Consider the following 17,151-nt stretch of genomic DNA (forward strand, 5'->3'; position numbering starts at 1 on the left):
CCCTCACACGTGCTTGCGTCCGCCGGTCTCGCGGAACCAGCTGTCGGGATAGGGATACCACCAGTCCTGGATCGCCGGTCTGTGGTCGATGATGACCATCTTGGAACGGCGGAAGGCATCGAGCCCCTGCCGTCCCAGTTCGCGGCCGAGACCTGACGCCTTCCAGCCGCCGAAGGGCAGGGCGTCATTGTCGATAAGCGGATTGTTGACCCAGACCATGCCGGCCTCCAGCCGTTCGGCCGCCTCATGCGCTTCGGCGAGATCGGTGGTGAACACCGAGGCGCCGAGCCCGAACGGGCTGTCATTGGCAAGCCGGATCGCCTCGTCGAAATCCTTCACGCGGCAGATGGCGGCGACCGGCCCAAAACACTCTTCGCGCACGATCGCCATGTCGGGGGTGACGCCGGTCAGGATGGTCGGTTCGTAGAACCAGCCGGTGTTGTGCGCCGGCGGGATGCGCCCGCCGGTAATTGCTTTGGCGCCGCTGCGAATGGCGTCATCGACAAGACGCATGACCTTGGCCCGAGCCGCTTCGCTGACCAGCGGACCAATCTCGGTCTTGTCCATGCCGTTGCCGATGCGCAGCGCGCGTGTCCTGTCGGCGAACAGGTCGACGAAGTGGTCATGCACGGCATCGACGACGAAGAAGCGCTCGGCCGAGGTGCAGACCTGGCCGGTGAGGTGGAAGGCGGCGGTGACGCTGCCGGCCGCGGCGACCTCCAGCGGCGCGTGCTTGCTGATGATCAGCGGATCGCTGCCGCCGGCCTCGATGACGCAAGGCTTCATGCGTTCGGCGCAGGCGACAGCCACCGCCTTGCCGGCGGCGACCGAGCCGGTGAAGGCAACCGCATGCGTGCGGTCGGACGTGATCAGCGCCTGCGCCGTGGCCGCGCCGCCGGGCAGGCAAGAGACCAGGCCTTCCGGCAGCGAGCGGAACACCGCCATGTAGTCCAGCGTCGACAGCGTCGTCGCCTCGGCAGGCTTGATGATGCAGGCATTGCCCGCGGCAAGCGATGCCGCGACGGTCCAGCACATCAACAGGATCGGAAAATTGTAGGGCATGATGTGGACGGAGACGCCATAGGGCTCGTAGCGCGCATATTGGAACGAACCGGCCTGCGTCGTGCCGGCCACCTTGCCGGCATCGTCGCGCGCCATCTCGGCATAGTAGCGGAAGATCGGCGCGCAATTGGCGATCTCACCGATGGCTTCCGGGTAGGGCTTGCCCATCTCGCGCACCATGAGCTCGGCGCAGCGCGTGAAATCGGCCGCCTCGATGGCGTTGGCGACGGCGTGCAGATGTTTTGCCCGGCTCTTGGCGTCGAGCCTTTTCCAGGCAACTTGCGCCCTGGTCGCGGCGGTGAGCACGGCGTCGATCTCGCCGTCGCTGGCTGCGGCGATGGCGCCGGCCGTTTCCAGCGTTGCCGGATCGATCACCGCTTTGCTTGCGCCGGCCATCGGCCGGTAGTCCGGATTGACGAAGAAGGTCGGCCGGTCAGGGGAGAAATGCATTTTTGTCCTTCTCCACGCATGGAGCCTTTTGAGAATTCGTCCTACCGAGGCTCAGCGGATCATGTAGACCTTCTTGATCGTCTCGTGGACGGTGCAGACGCCTTTCCAGTCCTGCGGAAAGAAAGCCGCCGTGTCCGGCTCGATTTCGATCACTTCGCCCGATTCGTGCACATAGGTGCAGCGGCCTTCGAGGAAGTGGCAGAACTCGTCGCGGGTGACGTGGCAGTGCCATTTGCCCGGCGTGCAGACCCATAGGCCGCATTCGGAACGGCCTTCCTGTCCCTTGTGGAGCAGCTTGCCCGAGGTGTGGGACTGCCCCTCGATCATCGTCGGGATGACGCCCCAGTCGATGAGGTCGGTGACGGCGAGCGGCCATTGCATGATTGGCGTGGTCATATCGAATTCCTTGAAATGATGCTCACCGGCACATGAAGGCCTTGGTCAGCGTTTGCGTGATGATGGAGATGCCGGTCCAGCCGGCAGGAAAGAACACCAGCGTGCCGGCCGTGACCGGAATCTGTTCGCCATTCTCGTGGACATAGCTGCCGTGCCCCGACAGGAAATGGCAGAACTCGTCGGCGGCGAAGGTGACCTTGCGGGTGCCCGGCGTGCACGACCACAGGCCGCATTCGCTCGAGCCGTCCGGGTTCTGCGACAGGATTTTTCCGGAGGCGCGCGGCGCGCCGGCAAGGGTATTGCTGCCCGCGCCCCAATCTTCCAGTTCCACTGCCGAAGCCTTGGGCCAATGCGGTGTCGACATGTGATCTAGCTCCGTTGCTCTTAGGCCAGCATGTAGACGTTGCGCATGGTCTCGTGCACCGTGCACTCGCCCGTCCAGCCGGCGGGGAACATGACCACGGTCCCGGCCGAGACTTCTATCACTTCGCCGACATCCGAGCGGTAGGTCGCGCGGCCGGCGACGAAATGGCACAATTCGGCGCGCGGGATCGAGAGCCGCCAGCGGCCCGGCGTGCACACCCAGATGCCGGATTCCGGCTGGTTGTTGGGGCCCTTGTGCACCAGCCTGCCGGTGGAGTGCGAGGCGCCGTCCAATGCGTCGGGCTGGGCGCCCCAGTCGACGAGATCGGTGCGGGTGGAGGCTTGATAGAGGTGCGGAGCGGAGGAGGTCATGGACGTGCTCCGATGGCGGGATGCCTAATGTCGTCATGTTGCGCCCAGGCACCCCCCTCTGGCCTGCCGGCCATCTCCCCCGCGAGGGGGGAGATCAGATGCATCTCAAACATCGTGCTCACAGCAGCGCCTCCAGCAAGCCGGCAGCCTTCTCAGGCCCGTTCTGTGCGTGCATCTGCGCGGATGTCTTCGCCAGCCTCGCCTTCATCCTGGGGTCGGTCAGGCAGGCCTCGATCTTCGCGACCAACTCGGCGTCGTTCCAGTCATAGCGCGGCATGCCGAAGCCGTGGCCAGTTTCCTCGACGCGGGTGGCATTGTCGTGGCCATCCCAGACATAGGGCATGATGATGGCCGGCTTGCCGAAATAGAGGCACTCGGTGAACGAGTTGTTGCCGCCATGGTGGATGACGGCATCGACCTGCGGGATGACCGAAGGCTGCGGAAACCAGCTCTCGACGATGACGTTGCCGGGCACGTCCTTATACTGGTCCTTGTAGCCGCCGACATTGACCAGCGCGCGGTAGCGCGTCTTGCCCAGCGTGGCGATGATGCGCTTCAAGAGTTCGACATCGCCGGCGCCAAGGCTGCCGAAGGAGACATAGAGCAGCGGCCCGTCATTATTCTCAGCGAAGGTCGGCACGGCGTAAGGTTTCTCCTGCCGCACGCAGCCTTCGAGATACTGGAATTGTCGGGGGTCGAGCGGATGACGGCGCTTGAATTTCGCAGCTTCGGGATAGAGCAGCAAATTGAGATATGGCGAGGACTCGAAGAATTGGCCGACCGGGTAGGCCGCCTCGTTGTTGGCGGTGAGGAAGGCATTGAAGTCGTCATGGATCGGCTTGATCACCGCGTTGAAATGGTCGCGGTAGCGCTGGTGGCCGGCATGGTCGTTCTCGCCGCAACCGGAAAGATGCGGCGGGATGTCCTCGTCCTCGATCTCGTTTTCCGAGCAGGAGATGACGCGCACCCAAGGCTTGCCGAACTGTTTGATCGCCGGGAACAGGATGACGTTGTCGACGCAGATGACGTCCGGCTTGATGGCGGCCAGCACGCGCGGCAGATCCTTCTGCGCCCATTTGGCGCTGTCGACGATCGCCGTCCAGCAATCCTTCACATAGTTGTCGACCTGGTCGTAGGGCGATTTGCGGAAATTCGGGATGTGGCCGTTGATAAAATCCTCCCAGAATTTCGCCATCTGCTCGGGCGGCATCGGTTCGGACAGGTTCACCGTATGCGCCTCGAAGCCGTAGCCCCTGTAAACCTCGACAAAGCCGGGGTCGGACAGGAACACGGCCTTGTGGCCACGCGCCTCGACGGCCTGCGCGATGCCGACGGAATTGAGCGCCGGGCCGTAGGCGGCTTCCGGAAAAAAGGCGATCGTCTTCTGCGCCATCAAGCTTCTCCTATTCTGCGAAAATTCTGACATCGGCGGCGTCCCAGCCGAGTTCGACCTGGTCGCCGGATGCGACAGGCCTGCGGTCAGCCGCATCCGCGGTGACGCGCACCAGGAACGGTTTTGGCGACAGCGGCGTGCGAACGTGCAGTTGCAGGTCGAGGCCGTGATAGGCCAGCGCCTCGACCGTGCCGGTCGTGCGGTTGGCGGTCTCGGCTGACGGGAACAATCGGATGCGCTCGGGCCGCACCGAGGCAACCGCCGATGCGCCCGGCGTGAGCGCTGCAGGGACCTTGCCAGCGATGCGCGCACCGTTCGCGGCGACCACGCCATCGGCTGAGGCCTTGCCCGGGATAAAATTCATCACGCCGATGAAGTCGGCGACGAAACGGTCGGCGGGATGCTCGTAGATCGCGTGCGGCGTGTCGCATTGCAGCAGCCTGCCGTCTTTCAGCACCGCCATGCGATCGGCCATGACAAGCGATTCTTCCTGGTCATGGGTGACGATGACGAAGGTGATGCCGACCTCGTGCTGCAGGCGCTTCAATTCCAGTTGCATGGCGCCGCGCAGCTTCTTGTCGAGCGCGCCGAGCGGCTCGTCGAGCAGCAGCAGCCGGGGCCGCTTGACCAGGGCGCGGGCGAGCGCGACGCGCTGCTTCTGGCCGCCCGACAATTGCTCCGGCTTGCGGTCGGCGAAGGGGACGAGCTCGGTGGTCGCCAGGATGGCGTCGACGCGGGACCGGATCTCTTTCGCCGGCAAGCGCTCCATCTCCAGCCCATAGGAGACGTTGGCGCGCACGCTCATATGCGGGAACAACGCGTAAGACTGGAACATCAGGTTGACCGGCCGCTTGTTGGGCGGGGTCCTGGCGATATCCTTGCCGTCGAGCAGGATGCGGCCGTCGCTCGGCATCTCGAAACCGGCCAGCATGCGCAAGAGCGTGGTCTTGCCGCAGCCCGATGGGCCGAGCAGCGCGAAGAACTCGTTCTCGCGGATGTCGAGCGAGATGCCGTCGACGGCGGTGACCCGGCCGAAATTCTTCGACACATGGTCGATGGCCAGCAGCGTGCGCGGTTCGCTCATTGGCCGATGATTCCCCGGTTGAGCCGCTGCGACAGGGTCAGCGCGGTGATGCTTACGGCCATGACGATGGTCGCCAGCGCGTTGATCTCAGGGGTGATGCCGAAGCGGATCATGGCGTAGATCTGCATCGGCAGCGTGGTCGAAGCGCGGCCGGCGCCTGCGGTGAAGAAGGCGATGATGAACTCGTCGACCGACAGCGTGAAGGCGAGCAGCGCACCGGCGATCACCGCCGGCGCGATGACCGGCAAGGTCACGCGCCGGAAAGTGGTGATGGCGGAGGCGCCGAGGTCGGCGGAGGCCTCGACGATCGACCAGTCGAAGCTCTTCAGCCGGGCGCGCACCACCGAGCAGACGAAGGCAAGGTTGAAGACGACATGGGCGAGGATGATGGTGTGCAGGCCCATGGTCAAATTGAGCATGGAAAAGAACGACAGCAGTGCAATCGCCAGCACGATGTCGGGGATGATCATCGGCGCAAAGATCAGGGCTTCCAGCCCCTTGCCATATTGCCGGCGCATCTCGACGCCGATCGCCAGCAGCGTGCCGAGCAAGGTGGCGATGGCTGTCGAGACCAGCGCCACGATCAGCGTGTTGAGCGCGGCGGACAGGATCGCGGAATTGTTGGCCAGCGAGGCATACCATTTCAGCGAGAAGCCGGACCATGCCGTCGGCAACCCGCCTTCGTTGAAGGAGAGCGCCACCAGTACGGCGATCGGGATGTAGAGGAAGGCGAAGACGAGGCTCAGCACAAGCCACAGCGTACGCCGCGTCACAGGGGAACGCTCAGCCATCGGCGTCACCTTTGGTCTGCGCTGCCCGCCCCGAGGCGCGGTCGGCGGCGAGCGCCTGGACCATCAGCACCAAAAGCATGATGGCGATCAGCGCCATGGCGAGGGCAGCGCCGAAGGGCCAGTCATTGGCGGTGAGGAACTGGTCGTAGACGAGATTGCCGATCATCTGGAAACGGCCGCCGCCGAGCAGGGCCGGGGTGACGAAATTGCCGATAGACAGCACGAAGACGAAGACCGCGCCGGCGGCGATGCCGGGCACGGTCAGCGGCAGGATGACACGGCGGAATGTGGTGGCGGCCGAAGCGCCGAGGTCGCGCGAGGCTTCGGCGAGTTCGGGGTTGAGCCGCGACAGCGGTGCGTAGCAGGCGAGGATGACGAAGGGCAGATAATTGTAGACGAGGCCGGCGATGACCGCGCCTTCAGTATAGAGCATCGATGGCGGTTCGCCGGTATAGCCCAACCAGCGCAGGAGCTGGGTGATCAGGCCTTCGCGGTTGAGCAGCACGATCCAGGCATAGGTGCGGATCAAATAGTTGGACCAGAACGGCAGCACGGCGAAGAACAGGAACACAGGCTGCCAGCGGCGCGGGGCAGCGGAGATGGCGTAGGCGGCGGCATAGCCGATCACCACCGCGATCAGCGTGGCAGTGCCGGCGATGCGCGCTGACTTCAGGAAAATGCCGGCATAGAGCGGGTCGAAGACCAGCCCGAAATTCTCCAGCGTGAAGGTGTAGTCGATGCCGCCATAGATGCCGCGCCGGAAGAAGGCGAGCGCCAGCACCAGCGCGCACGGCACCACCATCAGCGCGGTCAGCCAGACCAGCGCCGGGGCCATCAGCAGGGAGGAGCGAAGTCGGGTCTGGGACAATTTAAGGTACCGCTCAGGGCCGGCAGCCAAAGCACTGCCGGCCGTGATATCCGTGCCGCTTACTGCGCGGCCTTGATCTCGCTGACGATCTTGGAATAGTCGCGCTGGGCTTCGCCGACATCGCGCAGCTGCTCGAACTTGACGAGATCGGCCACCGGCATCGCCATGTTGGGGAATTTCGCCAGGAAATCGGCGGGCAGGCTTTCCATCGCCGGCTTGTTCGGCACCTTGTAGTCGATGTTCTGCGCCGCCCAGGCGTGGTTCTTGGCGTCGAGCATGAAGTTGATGAACTTGAAGGCGTCGTCCTTGTGCTCGGAGGCCTTCATCATCACCATCGTGTCGACCCAGAGGTCCGAGCCTTCCTTCGGAATGACGTATTTGATCTCCGGCTTTTCGGCGATGCCGTAATTGCACCAGCCGTCCCAGGCCTGCACCATCAGCGCCTCGCCGGAAACCAGTTTGGAATAGAAGGTGGTGTCGTCATAGGCGAGCAGGGTCCTCTTGGCCGAGATCAAGAGGTCCTTGACCTCGGCCATCTTGGCCGGATCGGTCTCGTTGACGGAAAAACCCTTGTCGAGCTGGCCCGCGGCCAGCAGCCAGCGGTCGGTTGCCAGCATGGTGGTCTTGCCCTTCAGCGCATCTGAAGGCGCGAGCAGATCGCTCCAGCTCGTCGGCGCCGTCTTGACCAGGTCCGAGCGGTAGCAGAGGCCGGTCGTGCCCCAGGTGTAGGGCACGGAGAACGCGTTGCCGACATCGTGCGGCAGCTTGGTCGCTTCCGGATAGAGGTTGGCGAGATTGGGGATCTTGGCGTGGTCCATCGGCTCGGTCAGACCGAGCTTGTTCAGCACTTCGGCAAAGGGCGAAGAGACGAAGACCACGTCATAGCCCTTGCCGCCGGCGGCGATCAGCTTGCCCATGATCTCTTCATTGGTGGCGTGCACCACCACTTCGCCGGAGACGCCGGTGGCGGTCTTGAAGGCGGTCATGGCGTCGGGCGCCATGTAGCCGTCCCAGTTGGAGATGACGAGGTCGGCGGCGATTGCCGGAGCCGACAGCGCCAGGGCAAGGCCGAGAGCGATTGAAGAGACCTTGAGCGCACGGCGCTCCGGGCTGGTAGCGGTCATGGCAGACTCCCATTCCGGTTGATCGTCGAATTCTGTGCTGGACCGGACGCGACCCATGCCGCTGCCTTCGATCCTGTTCCCTCGGTCTTTTTTGTCGCCGATTGCCAGGACAGTACTATTGCAGAAAAAAGTACGTCAATCCATAATTTGCCAACCGACCGAGGAATCTGGCCGATTGCGCTTGCTCCGGCGATCAGCCAAACCAATGCGGTCACATCCGTCCGCCGAGACAAGTCATGCAAGCCGCAGCCCGACGACCTCGCACCAACCATCTCGACCTGGCGCAGCGCATCCTCGATGTGGCGCGCCAGCGCGGCTTCGAGCCCGGCGCGCGCCTGCCCGAACAGCAGATCGCCTCTTTGTGTAATGTCTCGCGCACGCCGGTGCGAGCGGCACTCAGCCTTTTGGCTGAGCGGGGCGTCGTGCGCTGGGAAGCCGATACCGGTTATCACCTGGCGGTCGACCTCGCCGCGCAGCCGGCCATATCAGCCGAGCTTCCCAGCGCGGTGGAAGACGAGCTGGCCGAGGCGATCCTGCGCGACCGCTCGGCGCGGCGGCTGGACCAGACGGTGACCGCCGCGGCGCTGATGCGACGCTACAGCGCTGATCGAAAGACGGTACTAAAAGCGCTTAATAAACTGACGGAAGAGAATCTGCTGGACCGCGCGCCCGGCCAGTCCTGGCTTTTCCGGCGCACGCCCGACGATCCGGAGGCGCAAGGCGAAAGCTACGAGTTCCGGCTGCTGCTCGAGCCGGCGGCGATCCTGACACCGGGCTTCCGGCTGGACGGCGCGCGCGCGGCGGCGTTGCGCCAGGGCATGGACGCCTTGTCGGCGCTGCCGGATGCCGCGTTCGACACGCGCGAGTTCCAGCGTCTGGACATGGATTTCCACGGCATGATCGCCGAGGGCTGCGCCAACCGCTTCATCGCCGACGCGCTGGCCGATCATCTCCGCCTGCGCCGGCTGCCGGGCATCTATGCCGGGGTCAACGTCTTCCGGCTGCGGCAATCCTTGCTGGAACACCTGAACATACTCGACCATCTCGAAAGCCGGCAGTATGAGGTGGCTGCCGATCTGCTTCGCATCCACCTGAGGCTCTCCCGCAACCAGCGACCGCAAGCGGCCAGCCGCGGGGCGCCCGCCCTGTTCGGCATGATCAGCCGGCCGGAATGAAGAGGATTAATTGACGCGCAAAGCCAGCCCGACCATCGCGCTGTTTCCCGAAGCCAGCTTCGGCGCCGCGTTGAATTGCGTCGGCATCGCGCAGGCCTTGCGAGCGCGGGGCGCCCGGCCCGTCTTCATCTGCCATGCTGGTTTCTCCGGTGTCTTTGCCGACTATGGTTTCCAGGAATATCAACTGCCCACCGACGAGCCGCTGAGCGACAGCGAGCGCCAGAGCTACTGGCAGGCCTTCGTGCGCCGGCACCTGCCGCATTTCCGGCTGAGCCCGATCGACCAACTCGAAACCTATGTCGCACCGACCTGGCAAGCGATCGTCGACACTGCGGTCAATGCCGAGGCGCCGCTGCGGCAATTGCTGGCGCGGCTGAAGCCGGACGCGGTGGTGCTCGACAATGTCATCATGTTTCCGGCGATCGCCGCCGCCGGCTGCCCCTGGGTGCGCGTCGTCTCCTGCGCCGAGACCGAGCTGCCGGACGCCGAGGTGCCACCCTACCTTTCCGGGATGGCTGCCGATGACCCGCAACGCGCAGCGTTCGAGGCGCGCTATCTCTCGGCTTCGGCGCCGGCACATGACCGCTTCAACCGCTTTCGTGCCGATGCCGGCCTGGGACCGTTGCCGAAGGGCCTGTTCCTGGAAAGCTCGCCCGATCTCAATCTGCTGCTGACGCCAGCGATCGTGCGGCGCGAGCGGGCCGAACCGCTCGATCCGGCCCGCTTCGTCTATCTCGAAGGCTGCGTGCGCTCGGAAGGGCCGTTCGAGGTGCCGGTGTTTCCGCGCAATGGCGGGCCGCTGGTCTATGTCAGCTTCGGCAGTCTCGGCGCCATGGATGTCGGGCTGATCGAGCGCATGCTCGCAGTCTTCGACAGGCTGCCGGCGCGCTTCATCGTCAATGTCGGCGGCCTGCGCGACGCCTATCGCGCGGTGCCGGACAATGTCTATCTCGACGCCTGGTTTCCGCAGCCTTCGGTGGTGGCGAAGTCGGACCTGTTCATCCATCACGGCGGCAACAACAGCTTTTGCGAGGCGCTGCGCTTCGGCGTGCCGTCGCTGATCATGCCCTATTGCTGGGACGGACACGACAATGCACGCCGCGCCGAAGAGACCGGCACCGGCGACCATATCGGCCGTGACGGCTGGACCGAAGGAGTATTGGAGAGAGCCATTCTCGGCCTGCTGGCCGACGACGCCATGCGCGCCCGCTTGAGGGACAATGCAGCCCAGATGGCGCTGAAACCCGGAACGGACGTGGCCGCGCAAGCCATACTCTCTCTGATACGGACTTGAACGACATGCTTGATAAAAACACCAAGACCTCTCTCTCCAGCGCCAACGATCCCAAGGCCTGGCTGGCCCAGCACGGCATCACCGAGGTCGAATGCCTGGTGCCCGACATGAACGGCGTGCTGCGCGGCAAGGCGCTGCCGACGGTGAAATTCCTCAAGGCGCTGGAAGACCGCGCGCTCTATCTGCCGAGCAGCGCCTTCCTGGTCAGCATCGACGGCCGCTATTCCGGCTCGATCGACGAGGGCTTTGCCTATTCGGATCCGGATATGCGCATGGTGCCTGACGTTTCGACGCTGTGCCTGGCGCCGGGTGCCGGGGCCGGCAAAGCCTATGTCTTCGCCGACGCCTTCCACATGGACGGCCGGCCATGGATGGCCTCGCCGCGCCATGTGCTGCGCGCCGTGCTCGATCTCTACCGCCAGCGCGGCTGGCGCGCGGTGGTGGCGCCGGAGGTCGAATTCTATCTGACCGCGCCCAACCCCGATCCGGACAGGCCGCTGACCGCGCCGGTCGGCAGCAATGGCCGCGCGGAAACTGTGCAGCATCCCTACGACATGGTGGCACTGGAAGAATTCGAGCCGGTGATCCGGCGCGTCTATGATTATGCCGCGGCGGCCGGCCTGCCGCTCGATACGCTGATCCATGAATCGGGCACGGCGCAACTGGAGATCAATCTCCTGCATGGCGACGCGCTGCCGCTCGCCGACCAGGTGCTTTTGTTCAAGCGGCTGACGCGCCAGGCCGCGCAGCAATGCGGCATGCACGCCACCTTCATGGCCAAGCCGATCGCGGCCCAGGCGGGCAGCTCGATGCATCTGCACATGTCCGTCATCGACGAGAAGACGGGCACTGCACTGTTTGCCAGCGACGATGATGCCGACACCGAGATGTTCGGCCATTTCATCGGCGGCCTGCAGAAATATGTGCCGGAAATCATGCCGCTGTTCGCGCCGAACGTGAATTCGTTCCGCCGCATAAGGCCGAACCACAGCGCTCCGGCCAACATCGAATGGTCGCACGACAACCGCTCCTGCGGCCTGCGCGTACCGGCCGGTGGCCGCTCGGCGCGGCGGGTGGAGAACCGTTTGCCGGGCGCCGATTGTAATCCCTATCTGGCCATCGCCGGCTCGCTGCTCGCCGGCTATCTCGGCGTCGAGCAGAAGCTGGCGCGCTCGGCGGAAGCCACGGGCAATGCCTACAAGATCAAGAGCACGCTGCCGAAGACCATGGAGGAGGCGCTCGACCGCTTCACCGCCTGCGAGCCGGTGCGCAAACTGCTCGGCGAGGATTTCTTCCAGACCTATCTGCGCGTCAAGAGCATCGAGCTTGACCTGTTCCAGAGCGTGGTGACGAGCTGGGAACGCGATCACCTGCTGCTGAAGGTGTGATCATGGCATCTTCAACAGGTTTCAATTCCGGTCTCGATATCGGCAAATCCTACTATGTCGCCACCGCCAATCCGGCGCAGGACCATCCGGCGCTTGTCGGCGATGTCGAAGCCGATCTGGTCGTTGTCGGAGGCGGCTGCACCGGCCTGTCGGCTGCCCTTCACGCCGCCGAGCGCGGCCTGAAGGTGGTGCTGCTCGAAGGCGGCAAGATCGGCTGGGGCGCATCGGGGCGCAATGGCGGCCAGATGATCCCCGGCCTGCGCAAGGGCGCCAAGGGCCTGGTCAAGCTTTACGGGCCGGAGCGGGCGAAGGTGCTATTCGACCTTGCCTTCGAAGCACGCGGCCTAGTGCTCGATATCATCGAGCGCCACGCCATCGACTGCGATCTGAGGCTCACCGGCCATATGGTCGGCGCGGTCAACGGTTCCGATCTCAAGGATTTGGAGGAAGAGGCCAAGTGCCTCGACAGCGTGATGAAGTTCCGCGACGTCGAGATCCTCTCGGCGGCGGATGCACGCGCCAAGGTCGACACCTCATATCATGGCGCGATGTACGAGCCGCTCGGCGGCCACATGCATCCGCTGAACTATACGCTCGGCCTTGCCCGCGCAGCCGTGGCCGCCGGCGTCGTCATCCACGAGAATTCGGTGGCGGTGAAACTGGAGCGCGAGCCTTCGATCCGGGTCTCGACAGCAAAGGGCTCGGTGCGCGCGAAACATGTCGTGCTGGCGGGCGATGCCCTGCTCAATGGGCTGGAGCCGCGCGTCAACAGCCGCATCATGCCGGTCGGCAACTACATCGTCGCCACCGAGCCGCTGGAGGGCAAGCGCAACGTCATCCCGGCCAATGTCGCGGTGTCCGACACGCGCTTCGTCGTCAATTACTACCGCATGTCGGCGGATGGACGCTTGCTGTTCGGCGGCGGCGAGCGCTACACGCCGTCGCCGCCGGCCGACATTGCCGGCTTCGTGCGGCCGCACATGGAAGGCACCTTCCCGCAGCTCAAGGGCTGCCGCATCGATCATGCCTGGGGCGGGCTGGTCTCTGTGACGACATCCAGGCTGCCGCATGTCGGGCACTATGGCGAGGTCTATTTCGCGCATGGCTATTCCGGCAAGGGCGTCATCCTGTCGACGCTGTCGGGCAAACTTTTGGCCGAGGCGATTACAGGCGACGCCTCGCGGCTCGATTTGTTCTCGACGCTGACTCCAATGCCGTTCCCCGGTGGCACGACGCTGCGCGGGCCGCTCTATGTGCTGGGCATGCTGTGGTACGCGATGCGGGATCGCATCAAGCATTGAAGGTTGGCGCAGTTACGCATCGAAGTTTGCGCTGCCCCTCACCTGCCTGCCGGCATCCTCTCCCCGTATAGTGACGGGGAGAGGGGCGCTACCATCGGCGATTTCGCCAATCACCAACGTTCCAACAAAAGGCGATGGCGTTGAGGCCAGCCACTTTCTCCCCGTCTCTATACGGGAGAAATGCCCGGCAGGGCAATGAGGGGCGGCGCTGGCGTTGAAAGCTTTGGCGATTTGATTAGACGACGAAGAAATCTTCGATCCGCTCCCTGGCCTCAAGCAGCGCCGGCAGGATTTCCCGCTCCATCTCGGCGACCGAAAATCGCGCCGACTGCGTCGAGACATTGATCGCCGCGACCGTGCCGCCAGCGCGGTCGCGGATCGGCACGGCGATGGAGCGCAGGCCGAGCTCCAGCTCCTCGTCGACGATGGCAAAGCCGTCGGCTTTCGCCTTGCCGATGGCCTCGGCCAGCAGCCTGATGTCGGTGATCGTCTTCGGCGTCCGTCTCTCGATGGTCGCCTGGTGCAGAAACTCGTCGAGTTCCTCAGGCGCCAGGCCGGCGAGCAGAATGCGCCCCATCGAGGTGCAATAGGCGGGCAGCCTGGTGCCGACATCGAGCGACACGCTGAGGATGCGTCGGCCGGGAATGCGGGCGACATAGACGACATCCTGGCCCGACAGGATCGCGGCCGAGCAGGCCTCGTTCAGTTGCGCGGCGACCGCGCGCATGATCGGCGCGGCGAAGCTCCACAGCGAGCCGCCGCCCAGCCATGTGCGGGCAACGGCCAGCAGGCGCGGCGACAGCGAGAACACACGGCCGTCCTGGGTGGCATAGCCCGTGGCGACAAGCGTCAGCAGGAAACGGCGGGCGCCAGCACGGGTCAGGCCGGCTTCCTCGGCCATCTCGGTCAGCGTCATGCCAGAGGGGTGGCGGGCGAGGATCTCCATGACGGCAAGGCCGCGCTCGAGCGAGCCGACATGATCACGGGAAGCGGCCTCTTCGTCCATCTCACCTCCGCCAAACGGCATCGCCGCCAGGATTGACTCCACGACCTCACTCGGCGTAGAAAGTTTCGCATACAAAACAAAAGTTCGCAATACGAACTTTTTGAATCCGGAGCCGATCGATGGTCAAGTTCCTGCCGCTCAAACAGGCCGTGGCCGAGAATTTGAACGATGGCGATTCCGTCGCCTTCGAGGGCTTCACCCATCTGATCCCGACAGCCGCAGCGCATGAGGCGATCCGTCAGGGATTTCGAGATTTGACCCTGATCCGCATGACGCCGGACCTGATCTACGACCAGATGATCGGCATGGGCATGGCGAAAAGACTAATCTTCTCCTATGTCGGCAATCCCGGCGTCGGCCTGCTGCGGCGCGCCCGCGATTCCATCGAGAACGGTTTTCCCCGGACGATCGAGGTCGAGGAGCACAGCCATGCCGGCATGGCCAACGCCTATGAGGCGGGCGCGGCCGGCCTGCCCTGCGCGGTGTTCCGCGGCTATCGCGGCGCAGGCCTTGCTGCGGTCAACCCGAACATCAAGTCGGTCACTTGTCCGTTCACCGGCGAGGTGCTGGCGGCCGTTCCCTCGATCCGGCCTGACGTGACCTTCATCCATGCGCAGAAGGCCGACAAAAAAGGCAATGTGCTGGTCGAGGGCATCATCGGCATCCAGAAGGAGGCCGTCCTGGCGGCCAAGCGCGCTGTGGTGACGGTGGAGGAGGTGGTCGACAATTTCGACGATCTGCACCCCAACCTGACCGTGCTACCCCGGTGGACGATCGCGGCGATATCCGTCGTGCCTGGCGGCTCGCACCCGTCCTACGCGCATGGCTATTATGCGCGCGACAACGCCGCCTATCTCGAATGGGACGAGATCGCCGCCGACCGCGAGAAATTCCAGGCCTGGATGCAAGCGAACGTCATCGAGAAGAGCGCCGACGATTTCGCCGGCCGCGTCGACCATCTGAGGAAAGCGGCATGAGCGACAATCCGGGCTTCACCCCCAACGAGATGATGACGATTGCCGCCAGCCGCGCGCTGCGGAATGACGATGTCTGTTTCGTCGGCATCGGTGCGCCGTCCGCCGCCTGCAATGTGGCGCGGTTGACGCACGCGCCCGACATCACCTTGATCTACGAGAGCGGCACGATCGGCACCGCGCCTGATGTGCTGCCGCTGTCGATCGGCGACGGCGAATTGTGTGAGACCGCCGTCACCACCGTCGCGGTGCCCGAAATGTTCCGCTACTGGCTGCAGGGCGGCCGCATTTCGATCGGCTTCCTCGGTGCCGCACAGCTCGACAAGTTCGGCAACATCAACACCACCGTCATCGGCGACTATGTCCATCCCAAGACCAGGCTGCCCGGCGGCGGCGGCGCGCCGGAGATCGCGACCTCGTCGAAGGAGATCTACATCACCATGGCGCAGAGCAAGCGCGGCATGGTCGAGAAGATCGACTTCTTCACCTCCTTCGGCCATGGCGAGGGCGGCGATCACCGCAAGCGGCTTGGGATCGACACCGCCGGGCCGACGCTGCTGATCACCGATCTCGCCATCTGGAAGCCGGATCCGCTGACCAAGGAATTCACGGTCGTGTCACTGCATCCCGGCGTCACCCGCCAGCAGGTGCAGGAGAGCTGTGGCTGGATCGTAAAGTTCGCCGAGGCGCTTGACGAAACACCGGCGCCAAGCGAACTCGAACTCAATACATTGCGTGACCTGCAGGCCCGCACCAAGGCGGCGCATGAGGGAACCGGAAAAGCAAAGGCTGCATGACATGGCCGAGGCCTATATCTGCGACTACATCCGCACGCCGATCGGCCGCTTTGGCGGGTCGCTGTCCTCGGTGCGATCAGACGACCTCGGCGCCATTCCGCTGAAGGCTTTGACCGAGCGCAATGCCGGCATCGACTGGCAGGCGGTGGACGACGTCGTCTATGGCTGCGCCAACCAGGCCGGCGAGGACAACCGCAACGTGGCGCGCATGGCGCTGCTGCTGGCCGGCCTGCCCAAGGAAATCCCGGGTTCGACCGTCAATCGCCTGTGCGGGTCCGGCATGGATGCGCTGACCATCGCCGCGCGGGCCATCAAGGCCGGCGAGGCGGAACTGATGATATCAGGCGGTGTGGAATCGATGAGCCGGGCGCCCTTCGTCATGCCCAAGGCCGATACGGCGTTTTCGCGCAATGCCGAGATCTACGACACCACGATCGGCTGGCGCTTCGTCAACCCGCTGATGAAGAAGCAATATGGCGTCGATTCGATGCCGGAGACCGGCGAGAACGTCGCCGAGGATTTTGGCGTCTCGCGCGCGGCCCAGGACGCCTTTGCCGTGCGCAGCCAGGACAAGGCGGTCGCGGCGCAGGGCAATGGAAGGCTGGCCAAGGAGATCACCGCGGTGACGATCCCGCAGCGCAAGGGCGATCCGGTCGTCGTGTCGAAGGACGAGCATCCCCGCGCCGGCACGACGGTCGAGGCGCTGGCCAAGCTGCCGACGCCGTTCCGCCAGGGCGGCACGGTGACCGCCGGCAATGCCTCCGGCGTCAATGACGGCGCGGCGGCGCTGATCGTTGCCTCGGAGGCTGCGATAAAGAAATTCGGCCTGACGCCGATCGCCCGCATTCTCGGTGGGGCTGCCGCCGGCGTTGCGCCGCGCATCATGGGCATTGGCCCGGCGCCGGCGACGCAGAAGCTGTGCGCGCGACTTGGCCTGACGCCAAAGCAATTCGATGTCATCGAGCTCAACGAGGCCTTTGCCTCGCAAGGCATCGCCGTGCTGAGCCAGCTCGGAATCGCCGAGGATGCCGAGCATGTCAATCCGAATGGCGGTGCCATCGCGCTCGGCCATCCCTTGGGCATGTCGGGCGCGCGCATCTCCGGCACGGCGGCGCTGGAACTGCGCGAACGCGGCGGCCGCTATGCTCTCGCGACGATGTGCATCGGCGTCGGCCAGGGCATCGCCATCGCGCTCGAACGGGCCTGACCGCCGCCTTCCCTTTGGCCAGCGAGAATCAGGGTTGGATTCGGCGTGTCGCCAAATTTGACCATGTGGACAAAAGTCCGGACCCGTTCCATAGTTCCCCGTCTGA

At 64.6% G+C, this 17,151-nt stretch carries 17 protein-coding genes; 7 read left to right on the forward strand and 10 right to left on the reverse strand.

Annotation, left to right across the window (positions count from 1 at the left end; translation table 11 throughout):
- Positions 1-3: 3 nt before the first annotated feature.
- The 9 genes from D3242_RS08580 to D3242_RS08620 form a co-directional block, all read right to left on the reverse strand.
- Positions 4-1,512, reverse strand: coding sequence for an aldehyde dehydrogenase family protein (locus D3242_RS08580; protein WP_064981412.1), 1,509 nt, complete (start codon positions 1,510-1,512; stop codon positions 4-6).
- A 51-nt stretch (positions 1,513-1,563) separates the two neighbouring features.
- Complete coding sequence (locus D3242_RS08585) at positions 1,564-1,908, reverse strand: cupin domain-containing protein (RefSeq protein ID WP_064981411.1); 345 nt, start codon at positions 1,906-1,908, stop codon at positions 1,564-1,566.
- A 22-nt stretch (positions 1,909-1,930) separates the two neighbouring features.
- Positions 1,931-2,272, reverse strand: a complete 342-nt coding sequence (locus D3242_RS08590) for a cupin domain-containing protein (RefSeq protein WP_064981409.1) — start codon at positions 2,270-2,272, stop codon at positions 1,931-1,933.
- A gap of 20 nt (positions 2,273-2,292) precedes the next feature.
- Positions 2,293-2,643 carry a cupin domain-containing protein gene (locus D3242_RS08595; RefSeq protein ID WP_064981406.1) on the reverse strand — a complete coding sequence of 117 codons (351 nt, stop codon included), beginning with the start codon at positions 2,641-2,643 and terminating at the stop codon, positions 2,293-2,295.
- Between the two features lie 118 nt (positions 2,644-2,761).
- On the reverse strand, positions 2,762-4,036 hold the full coding sequence (locus D3242_RS08600; RefSeq protein WP_064981404.1) for a glycosyltransferase: 1,275 nt from the start codon (positions 4,034-4,036) through the stop codon (positions 2,762-2,764).
- 10 nt (positions 4,037-4,046) lie between these two features.
- Entirely contained in the window at positions 4,047-5,120 is a 1,074-nt protein-coding gene (locus D3242_RS08605) for an ABC transporter ATP-binding protein (RefSeq protein ID WP_064981403.1), read from the reverse strand.
- Positions 5,117-5,911 (reverse strand): ABC transporter permease, encoded by a 795-nt coding sequence (locus D3242_RS08610; RefSeq protein WP_064981401.1) that lies wholly within the window; start codon positions 5,909-5,911, stop codon positions 5,117-5,119. The genes D3242_RS08605 and D3242_RS08610 overlap by 4 nt, the downstream gene beginning before the upstream one ends.
- Positions 5,904-6,746 carry an ABC transporter permease gene (locus D3242_RS08615; RefSeq protein WP_019861943.1) on the reverse strand — a complete coding sequence of 281 codons (843 nt, stop codon included), beginning with the start codon at positions 6,744-6,746 and terminating at the stop codon, positions 5,904-5,906. Before D3242_RS08615 ends, D3242_RS08610 begins: the two co-directional genes overlap by 8 nt.
- 92 nt (positions 6,747-6,838) lie before the next feature.
- Complete coding sequence (locus tag D3242_RS08620) at positions 6,839-7,903, reverse strand: polyamine ABC transporter substrate-binding protein (RefSeq protein ID WP_064981399.1); 1,065 nt, start codon at positions 7,901-7,903, stop codon at positions 6,839-6,841.
- Between the two features lie 236 nt (positions 7,904-8,139).
- On the opposite strand from D3242_RS08620, the gene D3242_RS08625 reads away from it, so the two are divergent.
- The 4 genes from D3242_RS08625 to D3242_RS08640 are packed head-to-tail and all read left to right on the forward strand — an operon-like array spanning position 8,140 to position 13,061.
- Positions 8,140-9,078: a GntR family transcriptional regulator gene (locus D3242_RS08625; protein ID WP_064981398.1), complete on the forward strand. Its 939-nt coding sequence runs from the start codon at positions 8,140-8,142 to the stop codon at positions 9,076-9,078.
- A gap of 10 nt (positions 9,079-9,088) precedes the next feature.
- Complete coding sequence (locus D3242_RS08630) at positions 9,089-10,372, forward strand: glycosyltransferase (protein ID WP_038650434.1); 1,284 nt, start codon at positions 9,089-9,091, stop codon at positions 10,370-10,372.
- A 5-nt stretch (positions 10,373-10,377) separates the two neighbouring features.
- Complete coding sequence (locus tag D3242_RS08635; protein WP_064981396.1) at positions 10,378-11,760, forward strand: glutamine synthetase family protein; 1,383 nt, start codon at positions 10,378-10,380, stop codon at positions 11,758-11,760.
- 2 nt (positions 11,761-11,762) lie between these two features.
- Complete coding sequence (locus D3242_RS08640; protein ID WP_064981394.1) at positions 11,763-13,061, forward strand: NAD(P)/FAD-dependent oxidoreductase; 1,299 nt, start codon at positions 11,763-11,765, stop codon at positions 13,059-13,061.
- 235 nt (positions 13,062-13,296) lie between these two features.
- Here D3242_RS08640 and D3242_RS08650 read toward each other — a convergent pair whose 3' ends face one another.
- The gene (locus D3242_RS08650; RefSeq protein ID WP_038650427.1) at positions 13,297-14,067 is read right to left on the reverse strand and encodes an IclR family transcriptional regulator; all 771 of its coding nucleotides are present in this window, start codon (positions 14,065-14,067) and stop codon (positions 13,297-13,299) included.
- A 119-nt stretch (positions 14,068-14,186) separates the two neighbouring features.
- On the opposite strand from D3242_RS08650, the gene D3242_RS08655 reads away from it, so the two are divergent.
- Genes D3242_RS08655 through pcaF form a run of 3 tightly spaced genes read left to right on the forward strand, consistent with a single transcriptional unit; the run spans position 14,187 to position 17,045 of the window.
- Positions 14,187-15,044, forward strand: coding sequence for a CoA transferase subunit A (locus tag D3242_RS08655; RefSeq protein ID WP_038650424.1), 858 nt, complete (start codon positions 14,187-14,189; stop codon positions 15,042-15,044).
- Entirely contained in the window at positions 15,041-15,838 is a 798-nt protein-coding gene (locus D3242_RS08660; RefSeq protein ID WP_038650421.1) for a CoA-transferase subunit beta, read from the forward strand. The genes D3242_RS08655 and D3242_RS08660 overlap by 4 nt, the downstream gene beginning before the upstream one ends.
- Before the next feature lies 1 nt (position 15,839).
- On the forward strand, positions 15,840-17,045 hold the full coding sequence (gene pcaF / locus D3242_RS08665) for a 3-oxoadipyl-CoA thiolase (RefSeq protein WP_064981392.1): 1,206 nt from the start codon (positions 15,840-15,842) through the stop codon (positions 17,043-17,045).
- The last annotated feature ends 106 nt before the right edge of the window (positions 17,046-17,151 follow it).

This window comes from Mesorhizobium jarvisii, from assembly GCF_003601985.1.
In the GTDB taxonomy this organism is placed as follows: domain Bacteria; phylum Pseudomonadota; class Alphaproteobacteria; order Rhizobiales; family Rhizobiaceae; genus Mesorhizobium; species Mesorhizobium jarvisii.